We start from the raw sequence: 18,497 nt of genomic DNA, 5'->3' as shown, positions 1-18,497 counted from the left end.
ATGCAAATTACCGTATTGGGTAGCGGCGTGATTGGCGTAACGACCGCATATTATCTGGCAAAACAGGGGCACGAAGTCACTGTTATCGACCGTGAAAGCGGCCCCGGCCTTGAAACCAGCTTTGCAAATGCCGGACAGATTTCACCGGGTTATGCTTCGCCATGGGCAGCGCCCGGCATTCCTTTAAAAGCAGCAAAATGGCTTTTACAAAAGCATGCTCCTCTCGTATTACGGCTAACAACTGACCCACTGCAATATAAATGGCTGCTGCAGATGCTCGCCAATTGCACAGAGGCTCGTTACAAGGTCAATAAAAGCCGTATGGTGCGCATTTCCGAATATAGCCGCGATTGTTTGATCGCTTTGCGGGCGGAAACTGGCATCGAATATGATCACCGCTCTCAGGGCACTTTGCAACTCTTCCGCCACCAATATCAGCTCGATGCTATCGGTAAAGATGTCGAGGTTCTTCGACAAGATGGTGTACCATTCGAAGTGCTTGACCCCGAAGGCTGTATCAATGTTGAGCCTGCACTTGCTCGCGTGCGGGAAAAATTTGTTGGCGGCTTGCGTCTTCCCAATGATGAAACCGGGGATTGCTTCAAATTTACCAATGAATTAGCAAAAATCACCGAAGGGCTCGGCGTAAAATACCGCTTCGGCGTCGATATTAAATCCCTATTGATGTCAGGCGGAAAAGTTTCCGGCGTGGAAACATCAGAAGGCATTATCAGCTCTGATCGTTATATCGTTGCACTGGGCAGCTATACGCCCGCACTGGTAAAATCGCTCGGTCTGAACGCACCGATCTTCCCGGTAAAAGGATATTCGCTCACAGCCCCGATCATCGATGACACACGCGCTCCCGTCTCAACGGTCATGGATGAAACCTATAAGATTGCGATTACCCGGCTCGGTGATCGCATCCGTGTTGGCGGCATGGCAGAAGTTTCGGGCTTCACCAGCGATCTACCCGCGGCCCGTCGTGCGACCCTTGATCTTTCGGTCAGCGATCTGTTTCCGGGCGGTGATTTGAAGGCGGCAAGCTTTTGGTCGGGCTTACGTCCGATGACGCCGGATTCAACACCAATCATCGGTGCAACCCGTTACGATAATGTTTTCCTCAATGCAGGTCACGGAACGCTTGGCTGGACCATGGCTTGTGGCTCTGGAAAGCTTCTGGCTGATCTGATTTCCGGCAATCAGCCCGATATTCGGGCCGATGATCTAAGCATTTCGCGCTACAAATAAGACAAAACGCACAAAGCCTGAATCGCATTGATAACAAAGCGATTCAGGCTTTTGATTCTAGAAATATATTAGAAGCTCGGCGGCGTGCAGGCGCTGACCACTTCACAAGCTTCTGGCCCCACACATCTGAAGCGATGGGGAAGTTTGCTTGAAAAATAATAGGCATCGCCAGGGCCAAGAATTCGCCGATCAGACCCTACCGTCACCTCGATACGTCCCGAGATGACGATTCCCCCCTCCTCTCCCTCATGCATCAGCATCACTTTGCCGGTGTCAGAGCCGGGTTCATACCGTTCTTTCAAGATTTGCAGCGAGCGGGCAAACAGATGGTCGCCCACCTGCCTATATGAAATTGGCCCCCTGCCGATTTCGACCAGATCTTCCGCCTGATAAAAGACTTTATGCGGCGCATCGGGTTCAAGCGCAAAGAATTCAGCCATACCAATAGGAATTCCGTCGAGAATGCGCTTTAATGCTCCCACGGATGGATTGGACTGATTGGCTTCAATCAGCGATATGGTGGAATTTGTTACCCCGGCTCGCTTAGCCAATTCACGCTGCGACAAGTTCTGCCGCAATCGCACATAACGAAGCCGTCCGCCGATATCAACATTCATGGAAAACATCCTCCCTGTTGAAGATGTTCGATATAGCATAATTTTTTGAATTACGCCTTATAATTTCAATCAGTTAGCGCAGACAAGAAAAGGACTTGTTGCTTTCAACAAAGCATGGCCTGTTAAGCTTAATAGAGGAGGACCAAATGCTGACCAGAACCAATGCCCCTAGTCTTGAAAATTTCTGGATGCCGTTCACGGCCAACCGCCAGTTCAAGGCCGCCCCGCGCATGCTCGCCAGCGCATCCGGCATGTATTACACCGATGTTGACGGCAAACAGGTTCTTGATGGAACTGCTGGACTTTGGTGCTGCAATGCAGGTCATGGCCGCAAGCGCATTACCGAAGCTGTCGAACGCCAAATCTCAACGCTGGATTTCGCGCCAACATTCCAAATGGGCCATAATGTTGCGTTCGATTTCGCTGAAAAGCTCGCTGCGATTGCCCCCGGTGGACCTGACAACAAACTCGACCGTGTCTTTTTCACAAATTCAGGCTCTGAATCGGTCGACACAGCACTAAAAATCGCCATCGCCTACCAACGCGCTATCGGTCAAGGCACCCGAACAATGGTGCTGGGTCGGGAAAAAGGCTATCATGGCGTGGGCTTCGGCGGCATTTCCGTGGGCGGCCTCGTCAATAACCGTCGTGTTTTCCCGCAGATCCCGGCTGATCACCTGCGTCATACGCTCGACATTGAGCGCAATGCCTTCTCCAAAGGTCTACCTGAACATGGTGTCGAGCTAGCTGATGATCTGGAACGGCTGGTTCAACTACATGGCGCCGAAAAAATCGCTGCCGTCATTGTTGAGCCAATGTCTGGCTCGGCGGGTGTTATACTGCCACCAAAAGGCTATCTGGAGCGTCTCCGCGCCACCGCGGATAAATACGGCATCTTGTTGATTTTCGATGAAGTCATCACAGGCTTCGGCCGACTTGGAACGCCCTTTGCGGTTGATTATTTCGGTGTTGTCCCCGATCTCATCACCGCTGCCAAGGGCCTAACAAATGGAGCAATCCCCATGGGCGCGGTCTTCTCAAGCCGCAAAGTCCATGACGGATTGATGACTGGGCCAGAAAACGCGATTGAACTCTTCCACGGCTATACTTATTCAGGCCATCCGGTCGCTTGCGCTGCTGGTCTCGCAACGCTTGAAATCTATGCCGAAGAAGATTTGTTAACGCGCGGCGCAGACCTTGCTGAACATTGGCAGGAAGCATTGCACTCGCTTAAAGACGCACCAAATGTCATCGACATCCGCAATCTCGGGCTCGTCGGTGCGGTCGAATTGTCACCGCGAGACGGAGCTCCCGGCACCCGTGCTTATGACGTCTTTGTTGATTGTTTCCAAAAAGGTTTGCTGATCCGCGTAACTGGTGATGTGATTGCCCTTTCCCCGCCACTCATCGTGGAAAAAGAGCAAATCGATACAATCATCTCAATCCTGGGCGATGCTCTAAAACGCGCAGCCTGATCTCCATCTATTTTGCCGCCGCACGAGATCGTGCGGCGGTTTTCTTCCCCGCTCCCTGTTTCTGATCAACTCTTGCTGGCAGCAAGATGAAGCGATAAGTCTTGCACAAACGTGTTTTCGGGGATCGATTCCATGACTATTTCTGTCAACGAGATTGAAAATCGCATTACTTATGTAAACGGCGAATATGTTGCCGCCCGGGATGCTCGTATTTCAATCTTTGATCGGGGTTTTCTCTTTGGCGATGGAATCTACGAAGTAACCGCCGTTCTCGACAGCAAGCTGATCGATAGCCCTGCACATATGGCCCGGTTACGCCGTTCGACCGCTGAAATCGGCATTCCCCTGCCTTGGAGCGAAGATGAAATCGTTGAGATTGAACGGGAACTTATTCGCCGCAACAATCTGAACGAGGGTCTCATCTATCTTCAAATCACGCGGGGGGACTGCCGCGATCGCGATTTTGTTTCTTTAAAAAACACACGGCCCTCAATCGTGCTTTTTACACAATCAAAAAAACTAATAGAAAAGCCCGAATTTGAAACCGGTATAAGCGTGCTCTCGCTTGAAGATTTGCGCTGGAAGCGTCGAGATATCAAGTCCGTCTGCCTGCTGCCACAAACAATGGCAAAAGAAATTGCCAAAAATGCAGGCTGCGCAGAAGCGTGGATGATAGAGGACGGATTTGTAACCGAAGGCGCATCATCAACGGCCTATATTGTCAGCCAGGACGACGTGATTATCACCCGACCCAACAGCAATCTGATTTTACCCGGCTGCACTCGTCATTCACTTTTACGGTTGGTTGCAGAATCCGGCCTGAAACTGGAAGAGCGAGCCTTCACATTGGAGGAAGCCTATTGCGCAAAAGAAGCTTTTATCACCAGTGCCAGTTCCTTTGTCACCCCAGTTACAAAGATCGACGATCGATTGATCGCCGACGGGGCGGCAGGCCCGGTCGCCAAGCGATTGCGAGAAATTTACATTGATTACGCAAGGCGCACAGCTATCTGAGTTCTGATATTGCCAAACTGGCTAACGAATAGTCCGGTCGCTTAGCATACAAAAAACCCACCCTTCGGCTCAAGCAAAGGGTGGGCTTATCTCGTTTAATATTTAGCGCTCGTTTTAGTGATTGTCGCGCGGCAATCCACGAGTATGTGCGATGTCCTGATATTTGATCGCATTTTCAAGTACGGCACCGGTTTCCATTTGCCCAACAACTGCACGCTGAATTTCCTGCCACGGTGTCTGGCTTTCCGGATATTTATAACCGCCTGCAGCCTCAAGCGCTGCACGACGCTCATTCAGCTCCTCGTCGGAAATCAGAATATCCGCGGTACCCCGACCAATATCGATACGAACACGATCGCCAGTCTTTAACAGGGCAAGTCCGCCACCCGCTGCCGCCTCCGGCGAAGCGTTCAGGATTGAGGGCGAGCCGGAAGTACCGGATTGGCGCCCATCCCCAATGCAAGGCAGAGACGCGACACCCTTTTTCAAAAGATAGTCGGGCGCCCGCATATTAACGACTTCCGCAGCGCCCGGATAACCGATCGGGCCCGCACCGCGCATAAACAGAACCGTATGCTCATCAATTTCAAGCGACGGATCATCTATACGCTGATGATAATCTTCCGGACCGTCGAACACGACCGCCTTGCCCTCAAAAGCATTGGGGTCTTTTTCGTCCGAAAGATAACGGTCACGGAATTCTTGCGAAATCACGCTCAGCTTCATGATCGCAGACGAGAAGAGATTGCCCCGCAGCACGCGGAAACCAGCATGGGTTTTCAGCGGCTGATCGAAAGGCTTAATCACCTTGTCATCTTCGATGGCAGCACCGCGGCAGTTTTCGCCAATCGTCTTACCGTTAACGGTCAGAGCGTCCTCATTAATAAGCCCCTGCTCCATCAGCTGATTAACGACCGCAGGAACACCACCGGCATGATAATAATCTTCACCAAGATATTCACCCGCCGGCTGCAAATTGACGAGAAGCGGAATATCTTCACCATATGTCTGCCAGTCATCGACGGTCAGATCGACGCCCATATGACGTGCCAACGCATTGAGGTGGATCGGAGCATTTGTCGAGCCACCAATAGCTGAGTTGACGCGGATCGCATTAATGAACGCTTCTTTGGTCAAAATATCGGATGGTTTGAGATCCTCATGCACCATTTCGACGATACGGCGGCCTGAGAGATAAGCAATCTCCTGACGGTCACGATAAGGCGCTGGGATCGCGGCAGAACCTGGTAGCTGCATGCCAAGTGCTTCCGCCAGCGAATTCATGGTCGTCGCGGTGCCCATCGTATTGCAATAGCCGGTTGAAGGTGCAGATGATGCAACAAGCTTCACAAAACCTTTGTGATCAATCTCACCCTTGGCCAGCAGCTCACGAGCCTTCCACACAATAGTGCCCGACCCGGTCCGCTCGCCACGGAACCAACCGTTAAGCATTGGCCCAACTGAAAGCGCGATAGCCGGAATATTCACGGTAGCTGCAGCCATCAAGCAGGCCGGAGTGGTTTTATCGCAGCCAATTGTGAGCACAACGCCATCAAGCGGATACCCATAAAGCACTTCAACAAGGCCGAGATAAGCAAGGTTACGATCAAGCCCAGCAGTCGGGCGCTTGCCGGTTTCCTGAATAGGATGCACCGGAAACTCGATCACAATACCGCCCGCCTCACGCACGCCTTCGCGCACCCGTTTGGCCAATTCAAGATGATGGCGGTTGCATGGCGAAAGGTCTGAACCGGTCTGCGCAATCCCGATGATAGGGCGTCCAGACTGAAGCTCTTCCAGGGAGAGGCCGTAATTCATGTAGCGCTCAAGATAGAGCGCTGTCATATCAATATTATCTGGATTATCGAACCACGCACGGGAGCGAAGAGTTGGCTTTTTTGGAGAGACGGGCTTGTTCATGTCAGTGTCCTATTGGGTATGAAGCTCAAGCTTTAATGCCTGGTTTGACTTATAAAGCACGTACAGCAACTTCCTTTGCCGGTGCCTCTCCAAGTCTGTTGATAAGCGGATAGCGGAATGGTGCAGCCGAAATCTCGAACTGATCACCCTTCTGCGTCTTGATACCTTCGGAGAAAGAAAGTGTCGCCGTGCCAAAGAAATGTACGTGAATATCGCCAGGACGACGGAAGAGCTCATATTTAAAATGATGATGCTCGAGATTTGCAATCGTGTGGGACATATTCGCCTCACCCGAAAGGAAAGGCTTTTCAAAGATCACCTCATCCCCACGTCTGATACGCGAAACACCTTCCACATGATCAGGCAACGCCCCGACATAAAGCTCTGGGCCAAGCGAGGCCTGGCGCAGTTTCGAATGTGCCAGCCACAGATAGTTTTCCTTCTCAATAACATGGTCGGAAAACTCATTCGCAAGGCAGAAGCCAAGACGAAATGGCGTGCCGTCAGGCCCAATCATATAAATGCCAGCAAGCTCTGGCTCTTCACCACCATCCTCAGCAAAAGCGGGTGAGACGAGCTCTTCGCCCGTTGCGACAAGGGCGGTACCATCACCTTTATAAAACCATTCAGGCTGCACCCCGACCTGGCCGGGCTTTGGCTTGCCGCCTTCCACCCCCATCAGGAACATGCGCATAGAATCAGTGGGCTTTTCTTCTGCCTGAGCAGCCTTATGCATCTTATCGCGCCCATCAGCCGAACCAAGATGGGTAAGACCGGTGCCAGCTACAATCACATGCGCAGGATCGCTGTGGCTGATTGGAAGGCCCACACGTCCAGACGCGATGACCTCATCCAGATCGACAGTCTCGCCTTTACCGTTACGTTCAACCTGTTCTGCAAGGCTTATTCCGGCATTGATTGCCGCAGCGGCAAGCTCATAAGTGGAGGACGCACCCAGCACTAATTTGGCTGTGCCCTGATCATCACTGGCAGCGACACGCGCTTCCCCGCTTGCATCGCGGAACTGTACCAAACGCAACATAAACCCTCCCATTCCGCCACCGGCGACAATTCACCTGTTCTACAAGAACCTGTTCAACTAAAAGAAGCTAATAGTATGACTATTAGCCATGCTCCATATTTGTCAAGCACGTGTTTGGGAGATACACGCTCAATTTCCTTGCTTTAAAGTCATACTAATGCAATCTGGCTGCTGTGAAAGGAAATTCAATGGGCTTGCTCGAAACAGCTATTGCCGGACGCAGAAAACATACTAGCCACGCTATCGTCGTTGATAATCTTGGCCGCGGGATCGTTGCAGGAACCATACCAGAAGGTTCTATTCTACCCGGCGATCAGGAACTGACCGCCCGTTATGGCGTTTCCCGCACGGTGCTGCGCGAGGCGATGAAAACTCTCGCTGCAAAAAGATTGATTGAGCCCAAAGCAAGAGTCGGCACGCGTGTTCTGGGACGCTCGCACTGGAATTTTTTTGATCCTGACGTGCTAGCCTGGCGCTTTGAGGCTGGCTTTGACGAGACTTTTATCCAGCACCTCGCCGAAATGCGTCTGGCGATTGAGCCCGCTGCTGCTGCGGCTGCAGCAGAGCGCGCCAGCAGCGAAGAGATTGTTGAATTATACGCTATTGCTGCAAAGTTTGACGATGAAGACCACTCGCCCGAAACTTTTGCAAAGGTTGACCTTCAATTCCATCTGGCTGTCGCGCGGATGTCTGGCAATCCGTTTATGCGCTCGATCAGCAGCTTAATTGAAGCAGCACTCGCCATTTCGCTTCGCCTGTCGTCGCCCGCCAGTTCGCAACAAGCACTCACCGATGCTGCATCCACGCATCTGCGAATTGCGCACGCTATTGCCTCGCGTGACCCAGCCAAGGCAAGAGCTGCAATGGAAATTGTGATCCGACAAGGTGCTGAGCGCATCAGAGACACGCTCTAAGAATTCAGCGAAGCCGTATATTCTAGATTGCGCGCAAGCCAGCATCCGACTTTAAGCCCCACAATCTCGCCCGCCTCATTTCTACGAAAAACCAGCTTCCACTCGCCCGGGGATGGAGCATCCATGGAACGCTGAACCGGCAACAGCCATACATCGGAGCCAATATTATAAAGCGGGTACATGTCGCTTTTGCCCAAAAAACCTTCAAAGCCCCCGTAAAAAGCGCCACCTTCCGAAACAATCAGCAAATCTGCCTCAAGCTCATTGCAATGATACCGGCCTTCAATATCATCCGGGGCTTGCCCGCGAAGCCGTCGCATCTCCAATCGCAGATTTTCGCTGGCCCGTTCCAACACGATAGTGTCTCCGCTTCTGCTTATTCGGGTAAGCGATGAGCAAGCAATATCTGGTGCAACCACTTCCAAAAGCTCCGGGCTGGTACCAAATCGGGCCCTCAGCATGCCTGCTCCCGCCAGATCCAAGGAAAGAACCAGCCCCGTTTCTTGATTCAGCCATGCGCCGGCCCAATCCGGCGAAACATCTATTCGTTTGGTGACTTCGCTTTCAATGCTGAGTGCGATTTTCATCAAATTCATCGCGATATCATGAGCTCCGCCCTCGAAATTCAGCATCGCTATGGTGGAGATGCGGTGATCTGCACTGTGCCAGCGTTGGCATCGCCAACCCCGCAATGCGCCGCCATGGCCTGTCAGGCGCACATTTTTAATCTGCTCGAATTTTAAACCGAACCCATAGGGCGCAGCTGATCCATCGCGAAAGTTTTGTGGGGCGCTCAGACGTTGATAAATGCCATTTGGGTCATTGCGATTGGCATCAATGAATTGCTCCCAAGCGATCATGTCATCAAGCGAAGCGCATATTCCAGCATCACCGATCCAATGGATGCGATTGGTGGCAGGCAAAAAGCCACGCTCTATATCGCCTTCATAGCCGACGCAATCACGAAAAGCAGCTGTATCGGGAATAAGTTCAGCCGTTTTCATCCCAGCCGGCGCAAAAATCCGTTCCGACAGGAGTTCAATGAGAGAACGGCCCGTATGCGCTTCAATCAGATCTGCCAAAATCCGGAAATTACCATTGCAATAAGAATAATGGGTTCCCGGTGCAAAATGCGTCCTTTGCATTCCTTTCAGCAGTTTTTGAGCTTGTTCAGGAAGAAAAACCCCTTCCGGATCAGCCCCACAAAGCACGGTCAACGCCCAATAATCGCGAAGCCCCGATTGATTATTACATAGATCACGAACTGTTGGACGTGGAACGACAAACCGGGATAAATATGCCGCCAGCGCATCGTCGAGCATCTCAGGCTCACCCACAGCATCAAGCAAAACAGCGCAAGTAAATTGCTTGCTGATCGAGCAGATCGGCATCCGCGTTTGAGCGGTCATTGGTAGTCTGGCTTGCAGATCCGCAAAGCCCCATGCATGCCGAAGCACCACTTCGCCATCTTTTATGACCGCAACTGCCCCACCTGGCCCCTTATAATTATTTGGAATTAACCGAACGAAAGCTTCTAGTGCAGAAATATCAATTTGGCTCATCAGGTCTCAGCATCACGATAATAATTAATGAGATCGTCAGATGGCCTTATTTTAAGCGATCGATCAAGGCCATAGCCGCGCGCGGATTGTGCGCCTTATATCCGCTGATAAAATAAATAAAGACGTCACGTGCGGATTGTTCGACTAATGGCGGGGCAATCATCTTCAGTCCGTGTGGTTCTCGCCCATTGGCAATGGACCTCGCACAAGCCGCCAAATGATCCAGTTCCTCATCGGAATAACCAAGCGGTTCACTTTCTTCCGACCCCATAATCCGCAGATAAACAAATGGGGCTGTTATGTCAGCGATTTGCGGATGCTGACTATCCGCCGCAATAACGACCGCCACTTCATATTCCCGCAATAGCGCAATAAAGTTTGGCGAACAGAAACTATCGTGACGCACCTCTACCGCGTGGCGAAGGGCGTGACCGTCAAAACTTTTGGGCAAAAGCTTCAAGAAAGATTCAAAATCATCCGGGTCAAATCGTTTCGTGGGCATAAATTGCCAATTGATCACGCCGAGCTTGTTCTTAAGTTCCAACAATCCGCTTAAGATGAAGCGTTCTATACTTGAACCAGCCTCGGCCAAAATGCGCCGATTAGTCGAAAACCGCGGCGCTTTGAGAGAAAAAACGAAACCATCCGGTGTTTGCTCGCGCCATCGTGCGAATGTCTCAGGCTTTTGTAAACGATAATAGGTGCTGTTCACTTCAATGGAAGTGAGCTTACTCGCGGCATATTCAAGCTGACGGCTTTTAGGTAATTTTTTAGGATAAAAGCTCTCATCCCACGGCTTATACGCCCAACCTCCGATACCGATCCGGCATATCCCCGCTGTCTTGGGCATCCTAATCTCTCCATTCGCCCGCGTCATGAGTTCATCAGCTTTGCTCATTATCTTTAAGCTATATTCATTTCACCCGCTATGCTGTTATCACTATTCCTTGGAGGAGGAGTAAACACATGTGGGAGGCAAAAGATCCAATCGTGATCGCAAATGCGATCCTTAAACCGATTAGCAGTTGTCGAAATCTCAAATCTGCAACTGCAGCGGCAGAATTGCGCGCCGCTTCGGGCGAGTCGGCGAGAACGGCAACCGCGCTTGGAACTTTCTAAAGGGGGGAATATGAGCACAAGAAACAGGACTTGCAGCAGCGCTGAAATAGCTGAGAAGCGCTGCCATAAGCAGCGCACTATCACATCTGCCGCCAATTCTCGGCATAGCATATTTCGCCTTTATCCCACTTAGCATGCAATGGCGTCATTTTCCGGCTCGAGGGAAATATTTTTTATCCCCCAATCCATTGATTTAAGCCCGGCCCCGCCGCGCGAACTTTGTCTAGAATAGGGAATGCACAAATGAATACAGGCCGAAACATGCGCACCGGAGGACAAATATTGGTGGACGCCTTGCGCATCCATGGTGTCGATCGTGTTTTTTGCGTACCGGGCGAGAGCTATCTTGCAGCTCTCGACGCCTTTCATGACGTAAGCGAAGAGATCGATCTGATTGTCTGCCGACAGGAAGGCGGCGCTGCCTATATGGCCGACGCCTATGGAAAGCTAACAGGAAAACCGGGTATTTGTTTTGTCACACGCGGTCCCGGCGCCACCAATGCATCGGTGGGCGTTCACACAGCTTTCCAAGATTCCACTCCCATGCTGCTTTTCATCGGTCAGGTCGCAAGCGATCAAGTGGAGCGGGAAGCGTTCCAAGAACTCGATTACCGGCGTATGTTTGGTCAGATGGCCAAATGGGTGGTGCAGATTGATGATGCAGAACGCATTCCAGAGCTTATCAGCCAAGCTTTCCATCGCGCTGTCAATGGCCGACCTGGCCCTGTGGTCATAGCACTGCCAGAGGATATGCTGACAGATTACGCTGCCGTAAGCGATGCCCCAGCCTACCGCCAGGTAGAAATTTACCCCGGCGCTGAACAATTACAGCAAATGCGCGAGCTTATCGCGCAGACCGAACGTCCATTGATGATTGTAGGAGGCGGTGGCTGGGACGCTGAGGCGACACGCCATCTGCAAAAATTTGCAGAAAATATGTCGCTTCCCGTCGCGGCATCTTTCCGCTGCCAGGATATTTTCGATAATACCCATCGCCTTTACGCCGGGGAAATGGGCACTTCCATCAGTCCTGATCTGATTAAGCGCGTGAAAAATGCGGATCTACTGGTCGTAGTTGGCGCTCGTCTTGGCGAAATGACCACCCAAAGCTATGAACTGATTGACATACCCGTCCCAAAGCAAAAACTCATTCATATTCATCCCGGCGCTGAAGAGCTCGGACGCGTTTATCATGCCAATCTTCCGATCAATGCCACCGTGCCAGCCTTTACACGCGCGGCCGCATCGCTTGAGGCGATCGACAATCCAAGCTGGACAGAATGGGCAGAAAGCGCGAATGCTGATTATCGCGACAATATCAAAACACCGACCATTCCCGGCAATGTACAGATGGGGGCAATCATGCAATGGTTGCGCGACCATCTTCCAGCCGACGCGATAATCACCAACGGCGCTGGAAATTATTCGGCATGGCCGCATCGTTTCTATCAATATCGCACCTATCGCAGTCAACTAGCGCCAACCAATGGCTCAATGGGCTATGGTGTGCCTGCCGCAATTGCCGCAAAACTGACCTCACCGGAGCGCAGCGTGATTGCCTTTGCCGGTGACGGATGCTTCCTCATGAATGGTCAGGAACTTGCAACAGCGGCCCAATATGGGGCCAACGCAATTTTCATCGTGGTCAATAACGGCATGTACGGCACGATCCGCATGCATCAGGAGCGAACCTATCCCGGTCGTGTTTCGGGAACCGGGCTTGCAAATCCCGATTTTGCAGCGCTTGCCCGTGCATATGGCCTACACGGGGAAACGGTCGAGAAAACTGAAGATTTTTACGAAGCTTTCAACCGATGTGAACGCTCAGGCAAGCCGGCTCTGATTGAAATCCGCATCGATCCCGAAGCTCTTTCGCCTAAAATGACGCTCAGTCAAATGCGCGAACAGGGATTAGCGAAGCAACGCTAACTTTATTTTCTTGGACAATTCCATGCGCCCCGATTCTCGTCGGGGCGTTTTTTTGTACAATACTATGACGCAACGGGGCGTCACCCAACACCACAGCTTGCAGATCGAGTGTGAATAGACATCCGAAGCCCCACGTGTAAATCTTACGCTGAATACAATTTTAAGTAGACTTTTGGCAATCATTCGAATAGCAGTCCATCCTATCGGAGGGACAAGTTTGAGATCACTCAATATAATTATAATTGCTTTTGGTTTTATAGCGCTCGCGACAAGCTGCATGTTCGTTTACTACGGATATATGTACTAATCCGATTTCGTCTATGAGACGGCAAATCTGCAATATCCGCCGCACCCCTTAGCTAAAAAAGCTTAGTGAACGCGGTGAGTTCCCCCCTGCCTTTTACCGCTAGAATATATAATTTCCGACCGATGGTTCCGTGCATTTGAAATCAGCAGATAACCGACCGAAACCTACTATGCTTCCGTGATTCTTGCGGACAATTTAATGCTTTAAAAATTAGATCTGGAACCCGTCGGGGCAAATTTAGAATTATATGCGCAAAGCATTTCACTCCTAAATATTAGGATGATAGCAATTTACGCCATCTGACTTGCCCACCGTGAAATAATTTTTCTTGTTTCTTGCGTCGTAAAGGGGAATTATCAACTTTACGGTGGGGCTGGGGAAGATCGTTGCACCGATCAAGCATTAAGCTGGCCACCTGCACTCAATTTAGCAAGGAAACAGAAATGTCGTCAATTCTTTCTCGTTTTGCGCTGACCCGTCGCGCAGGCCTCAAGGCACTTCTCTTTACAGCAGCCGCCCTGAGCATGGGCCTCGCCGTCGTGCCAGGCCACGCGGAAGAAAAGACCATTAAGGTCGGAATTATGGGCGGCGAAGATGAAGATGTCTGGAAAGTTGTTGCTGAAGAAGGCAAAAAACATGGCCTCATCATTGAGCGTGTGACCTTCAACGATTATAATCAGCCAAATGAAGCGCTTGCGCGCAAAGAAATTGATGCTAACGCCTTCCAGCACAAACCTTATCTCGACGAACAGATCAAACAACATGGTTATGACATCAGCGTAGCCGGTTATACCGCTGTTTGGCCAATCGGGATTTATTCTCGCAAAATCAAAAACCTGGAAGAGCTTCAAGATGGCGCGGTAATCGGCGTTCCAAATGATCCTTCCAATGAAGGCCGGGCACTACGTGTGCTTGAGGAAAAGGGTCTGATTAAGCTAAGCCCTGATGCTGGCATTCTCGCAACGCCCATCCATATCACCGAAAACCCCAAAAAGCTTGAAATTCGTGAGCTTGATGCCGGTGTCGTGGGCCGTTCAGTCGATGATCTGGATGCTGCCATTGTCAATAATGACTGGGCCGCCAAGGCAGGTCTCGACAAATCGGAAGCTATTGCTTGGGAATCCAACGAAAATAACCCCTACAATAACTTCATTGCCGTGCGCACCGAAGACGCCAACGAAGATTGGGTGAAAAAACTTGTAGCTTCGTTCCAAAACGACGCCGTCAAGGCAGAGCTTGACCGTGCCTATAAGGGAACTGGCATTCCTGCCTGGAACTAATTCGTTTAACTATAGAAGCCGCGCCGGAAGTTTTTTCCGGCGCGGCTTTTGTTGACGGATCTATAAAAATTGCCCAAAAGCATCCTGTCCGCTTGTCATCGCGTATGACTTGCATAGAATTTACTCAAAGCAGAAGAAAAATCGTGACCAGACAACCGTCCAGACCACCTCTCGGTCCTATCGTCGAAATGCAAGATGTGCGACGAATGTTTGGGGAAACAGCAGCGGTCAATGGTATTTCTCTTTCTGTAGAGCGGGGAGAAATTCTTGGCATTATCGGTCGCAGTGGCGCGGGTAAATCTACACTTATTCGTTGTATTAATGGCTTGGAAACGCCCGACTCTGGCTCTATCCGTATTGAGGGCTTAGAGATCACCGGCCTTTCAGAAAACCATCTTCGGCCCATACGCCGCCGAATCGGCATGGTTTTTCAACATTTCAACCTGCTTTCGGCAAAAACCGTAGCGCAAAATATTGCCTTGCCGCTAAAAATTGCCGGACAATCTAAAACAATTCGCACCAAGCGAGTGGCAGAACTGCTCGAACTCGTTGGTCTTTCGGAAAAAGCCAATCATTATCCGGCCCAGCTTTCTGGTGGACAAAAACAACGCGTCGGTATTGCACGCGCTTTAGCGGCTGAGCCTGCGGTTTTACTTTCCGATGAGGCCACTTCGGCACTCGACCCAGAAACCACACAATCCATTCTTGCGCTTTTAAAAGACATCAACACGAAATTAGGTCTTACCATCCTGCTCATCACCCATGAAATGGACGTTATCCGCCGTATTGCTGATCGGGTGATCGTGTTGGATCAGGGCTCCATCGCTGAGGAAGGCCCGGTCTGGAAGGTTTTTGCCAATCCACAAGCCCCTGTCACAAAAAGCCTGCTCAATGTGTTGACGCCTGAGCTCCCCCTATCATGGCGTGAACGCCTGCAAGCGGAAAAGGGTGACCGAGCCATTCTTCAAATCAAACTTTCCGGCCCAGCTGCCAAAAGCCCGTTTTTCAATAACATAACAGCCGCTACTGATCTCGAAATCCAACTTATTCACGGTGGAATGGACACTATTCAGGGCGAGCCGGTAGGCACTCTATTTCTGGCGCTCCCTGCGACCGACACTGCCAAGCTGGATGTTGCAATAGATTATATCCGATCCCATTCGGACGCCACGGAGGTACTGGGTTATGTCTCAGGCGATGCTTGATCTGCTTTGGCGCTCCTTTTGGGAGACCATCATCATGACAGGATTTTCAAGCCTAATCTCGCTTGTGGTCGGCTTGCCTTTAGCGCTGATCATGATTCTTACCGAACGCGGCGGCCTTGCGCAAAATCTGACAATCAACACCGTTCTCGGAGCGCTGATCAACGGCTTTCGCTCCGTGCCGTTCATTATCCTGCTTGTAGCCCTGATCCCGGTTACCCGGTTTATTGTCGGAACATCCATCGGCACATGGGCATCAATTGTACCTCTTTCTATCGCTGCCATTCCGTATTATGCGCGGATTGCTGAAGTTTCATTGCGCGAAGTTGACCACGGGCTAGTTGAGGCAGCTCGATCAATGGGTGCAAACCGCTGGACGATAATTCGCGAAGTGCTGGTGCCAGAAGCCCTTCCGGGCATTGTTGCAGGCTTTACTGTGACAGTCATCACGCTGGTTGGCGCGTCCGCCATGGCCGGAGCCATAGGCGCAGGCGGCCTCGGCGATCTGGCAATTCGCTATGGCTATCAGCGCTTTGAAACAAACGTCATGATCGCTGTGGTCATAATCTTGATCATAATGGTCTGTGGCATTCAGTGGATCGGGGATCGCCTCGTCAGCCGACTGGATAAGCGCAATCTGCGCGCATAAATCTAGAAAGCCGATTAGACCACAAAGAATCAGCGTCTTTTTTGACGAAAGCCGACCTCAAGCATATTGCCATCGGGATCAAAAACTAAGCCAGCATAATATTTCATCACTTCTGCGCCCTGATATGCGGGCGCACCGCTTTCGGTGCCCCCGCCCTCAATGGCTGCCTGATGAAAAGCGTTAACAGCTTCCTGGCTATCGGCCGTAAACATCAAATGCAAACGGCTCATTGAAGGTTTTTCGGAAGCTTTTTCAGTGCCTGAAATTTTTCGATGGACCCACAAAAAAGGCACGGGAGCCTTTTCGCCACCACTGATGAAAAAACCTTTATCGGAAGGCGCGATGATCGCGAGCCCGATCTTGGGCATACAGCTTTCATAGAAAGAAAGACTGCGACGCAGACCGTTGGTAGCAAAGCCAATATGATCAAAAAGCGACATAAACCATTATATATCTCGCTCTTTGCTAAAGGAAAGCCGTGCTGAATAAATTGGCGTCCGTTCACGTTGATGCGGAGAGCATAAACGTGAAAGACATCACAAGCTGCTTTCACGGTTGAACCCGCTTACGCCCCCTGAGCCAGATCACTGGACACCCACCGATTCGGTCGAAGTTCTTGAAAAGAAGGGGCTCTTATGATCACGCGCTAAGGACCGCTGCGAGGCCGGCCCAATGAGAGCCTTTATGCACGCGTTCGCGCAACTCCATCTCTGGCTGGCTGATATTTCGGATCAAGCTGGAGAGCGCGGGCATAGGATTTTGCCGCCTTAGCCTTCTCACCACGCTGTTCATAGACCAATGCCTGATTGGCCCAACTTTCTGCCCGTTTATTATCAAGATTAATGGCAGTGTTGAAATCGTCAAAAGCGTTATCGTTATCGCCCAATGCAACATAGGAAATCCCCCGGCCATTATACGGCTCTGGAGCTGTTGAATTCAGCGAAATCGCTTTTGAAAAATCCTCAATGGCCTGTTTGTGTTGGCCTTTAATCTGATAGATCAGACCACGATTGTGATATGCTCGCCCATCGGTCGTTTGCAGAGCAATTGCTTGATTAAAGTCATTAAGAGCCTGATCTAACTGACCTGCCTGCCGGTAAACATTACCGCGCCCAATATAGGCCGAATCATATTGCGGATTGATTTGGATTGCCCGGCTATAATCCTGCACCGCTTTGCTATTGTCCCCCATATAGCGATATACGAGCGCACGATTAGCATAGGCCTGATAATAGCCGCTATTAAGCGCGATTGCTTTGTCAAAATCCTTAAGCGCTTCACGATAACGCCCAGCTTTTCCATAGGCCGAACCGCGCACATTATAGGCTTCAGGATCGTTCGGATTGCTCTGGATCACACTGGTCAACGAGCTGATATTTTCAGTTGAACCCTGTGCACGGTCAACCGGGCTCAAAGCCGTATTTATCGAGGAAGACTGGCATCCCGCCAGCGCAATAATCAGCGCAGCTGAAAGAGCTAATAATCCTTGTCGCCTCTTGCCTCCCGCCAGAATTTCAGCAGGTTTTGGTAAAGCGAAAGATTTTCTTAGCTGCATAGGCAATTACTGCGTTCCTTTTATGACTGGAACCCTCAACGACTGCCCAACCATTCCCTGTCGGCAGATCACGGTCCGGCACGGCCCTTAGCCTTTTCTGACAAAGGCCATTCCGAGCTTAGAAACCTATTGGCATCCTTGTTCAATGCTGAACTTTAATAGATACCCTTAATTAAATAAAGCCTCGAATTTAACACGAGCAGAAACCGGCGCAGCCCGAGGTCACGCCGGCAAATAAAAGACATCGATAAATGCCAAATTATTAACGTACCGCTGCAGTACGACCGCCGGTGAGCAGGCCTTCGCGCTGTGCACGCTTACGGGCCAGCTTACGGGCGCGGCGCACGGCCTCAGCCTTTTCACGGGCCCGCTTTTCAGAAGGCTTTTCATAATGCCCACGCATCTTCATTTCGCGGAAGATACCTTCGCGCTGCATCTTTTTCTTGAGAGCGCGGAGAGCCTGATCAACATTATTATCGCGGACGAGTACCTGCACGTGTATTCCCGTATCGGTTAGAATTTAAGTTAAGCCTGAGGCGATCGGGGGTCTCTTAACGGTTTCCAGTTTAAAGAGTCAACTGGATACCCCAGGGGCTCCCAAGCTTCGCAACACAACGCTGCAAATTGGTGCTGGCTATTATCAGATAGACATTTCCCTGTC

17 protein-coding genes are annotated in these 18,497 nt (G+C 50.9%); 9 read left to right on the top strand and 8 right to left on the bottom strand.

Features of this window, described 5'->3' with window-relative positions; translation table 11 throughout:
* Positions 1 to 1,251 (top strand): D-amino acid dehydrogenase, encoded by a 1,251-nt coding sequence (locus C7374_RS10210; RefSeq protein ID WP_111575524.1) that lies wholly within the window; start codon positions 1 to 3, stop codon positions 1,249 to 1,251.
* A gap of 68 nt (positions 1,252 to 1,319) precedes the next feature.
* Here the strand turns inward: C7374_RS10210 and C7374_RS10205 are convergent, their stop codons facing one another.
* A complete protein-coding gene (locus tag C7374_RS10205; protein ID WP_111575523.1) occupies positions 1,320 to 1,868 on the bottom strand; it encodes a cupin domain-containing protein in 549 nt (182 codons plus the stop codon).
* Between the two features lie 146 nt (positions 1,869 to 2,014).
* Here C7374_RS10205 and aptA point away from each other — a divergent pair, with 146 nt between their 5' ends.
* Both aptA and C7374_RS10195 read left to right on the top strand, forming a co-directional pair.
* A complete protein-coding gene (aptA, locus tag C7374_RS10200) occupies positions 2,015 to 3,343 on the top strand; it encodes an omega-aminotransferase AptA (RefSeq protein WP_111575522.1) in 1,329 nt (442 codons plus the stop codon).
* A gap of 132 nt (positions 3,344 to 3,475) precedes the next feature.
* Positions 3,476 to 4,357, top strand: a complete 882-nt coding sequence (locus C7374_RS10195; RefSeq protein WP_111575521.1) for a D-amino-acid transaminase — start codon at positions 3,476 to 3,478, stop codon at positions 4,355 to 4,357.
* 114 nt (positions 4,358 to 4,471) lie between these two features.
* On the opposite strand, the gene C7374_RS10190 is transcribed toward C7374_RS10195, so the two are convergent.
* Both C7374_RS10190 and araD1 read right to left on the bottom strand, forming a co-directional pair.
* Positions 4,472 to 6,277, bottom strand: a complete 1,806-nt coding sequence (locus C7374_RS10190) for an IlvD/Edd family dehydratase (RefSeq protein WP_111575520.1) — start codon at positions 6,275 to 6,277, stop codon at positions 4,472 to 4,474.
* 49 nt (positions 6,278 to 6,326) lie between these two features.
* Positions 6,327 to 7,319 carry an AraD1 family protein gene (araD1, locus tag C7374_RS10185; protein WP_111575519.1) on the bottom strand — a complete coding sequence of 331 codons (993 nt, stop codon included), beginning with the start codon at positions 7,317 to 7,319 and terminating at the stop codon, positions 6,327 to 6,329.
* 188 nt (positions 7,320 to 7,507) lie between these two features.
* Here araD1 and C7374_RS10180 point away from each other — a divergent pair, with 188 nt between their 5' ends.
* Positions 7,508 to 8,233 carry a FadR/GntR family transcriptional regulator gene (locus tag C7374_RS10180; RefSeq protein ID WP_111575518.1) on the top strand — a complete coding sequence of 242 codons (726 nt, stop codon included), beginning with the start codon at positions 7,508 to 7,510 and terminating at the stop codon, positions 8,231 to 8,233.
* Here C7374_RS10180 and C7374_RS10175 read toward each other — a convergent pair.
* Positions 8,230 to 9,795, bottom strand: a complete 1,566-nt coding sequence (locus C7374_RS10175) for a D-aminopeptidase (RefSeq protein ID WP_111575517.1) — start codon at positions 9,793 to 9,795, stop codon at positions 8,230 to 8,232. The two genes, C7374_RS10180 and C7374_RS10175, sit on opposite strands and share 4 nt — an antisense overlap.
* Positions 9,796 to 9,841: 46 nt before the next feature.
* On the bottom strand, positions 9,842 to 10,645 hold the full coding sequence (locus tag C7374_RS10170; protein ID WP_111575516.1) for a DUF72 domain-containing protein: 804 nt from the start codon (positions 10,643 to 10,645) through the stop codon (positions 9,842 to 9,844).
* A gap of 116 nt (positions 10,646 to 10,761) precedes the next feature.
* On the opposite strand from C7374_RS10170, the gene C7374_RS15965 reads away from it, so the two are divergent.
* From C7374_RS15965 to C7374_RS10150, 5 genes are all read left to right on the top strand, one after another.
* Positions 10,762 to 10,914 carry a hypothetical protein gene (locus C7374_RS15965; protein WP_158527828.1) on the top strand — a complete coding sequence of 51 codons (153 nt, stop codon included), beginning with the start codon at positions 10,762 to 10,764 and terminating at the stop codon, positions 10,912 to 10,914.
* Positions 10,915 to 11,157: 243 nt separating this feature from the next.
* Positions 11,158 to 12,843, top strand: coding sequence for a thiamine pyrophosphate-binding protein (locus tag C7374_RS10165; protein WP_111575515.1), 1,686 nt, complete (start codon positions 11,158 to 11,160; stop codon positions 12,841 to 12,843).
* 750 nt (positions 12,844 to 13,593) lie between these two features.
* Positions 13,594 to 14,430: a MetQ/NlpA family ABC transporter substrate-binding protein gene (locus tag C7374_RS10160; RefSeq protein ID WP_111575514.1), complete on the top strand. Its 837-nt coding sequence runs from the start codon at positions 13,594 to 13,596 to the stop codon at positions 14,428 to 14,430.
* A 188-nt stretch (positions 14,431 to 14,618) separates the two neighbouring features.
* A complete protein-coding gene (locus C7374_RS10155) occupies positions 14,619 to 15,635 on the top strand; it encodes a methionine ABC transporter ATP-binding protein (RefSeq protein WP_245412626.1) in 1,017 nt (338 codons plus the stop codon).
* A complete protein-coding gene (locus C7374_RS10150; protein WP_111575512.1) occupies positions 15,616 to 16,281 on the top strand; it encodes a methionine ABC transporter permease in 666 nt (221 codons plus the stop codon). The genes C7374_RS10155 and C7374_RS10150 overlap by 20 nt, the downstream gene beginning before the upstream one ends.
* Positions 16,282 to 16,310: 29 nt before the next feature.
* On the opposite strand, the gene C7374_RS10145 is transcribed toward C7374_RS10150, so the two are convergent.
* The 3 genes from C7374_RS10145 to rpsU form a co-directional block, all read right to left on the bottom strand.
* Positions 16,311 to 16,721 (bottom strand): VOC family protein, encoded by a 411-nt coding sequence (locus C7374_RS10145; RefSeq protein WP_111575511.1) that lies wholly within the window; start codon positions 16,719 to 16,721, stop codon positions 16,311 to 16,313.
* Between the two features lie 242 nt (positions 16,722 to 16,963).
* Positions 16,964 to 17,836 carry a tetratricopeptide repeat protein gene (locus tag C7374_RS10140; protein WP_111575510.1) on the bottom strand — a complete coding sequence of 291 codons (873 nt, stop codon included), beginning with the start codon at positions 17,834 to 17,836 and terminating at the stop codon, positions 16,964 to 16,966.
* Between the two features lie 262 nt (positions 17,837 to 18,098).
* Positions 18,099 to 18,332, bottom strand: coding sequence for a 30S ribosomal protein S21 (gene rpsU, locus C7374_RS10135; RefSeq protein ID WP_111575509.1), 234 nt, complete (start codon positions 18,330 to 18,332; stop codon positions 18,099 to 18,101).
* Positions 18,333 to 18,497 lie beyond the last annotated feature (165 nt).

The sequence above is a fragment of the Falsochrobactrum ovis genome (assembly GCF_003259955.1).
In the GTDB taxonomy this organism is placed as follows: Bacteria; Pseudomonadota; Alphaproteobacteria; order Rhizobiales; family Rhizobiaceae; genus Brucella; species Brucella ovis_A.
This window is presented reverse-complemented; position numbering and strand designations above follow the sequence as displayed.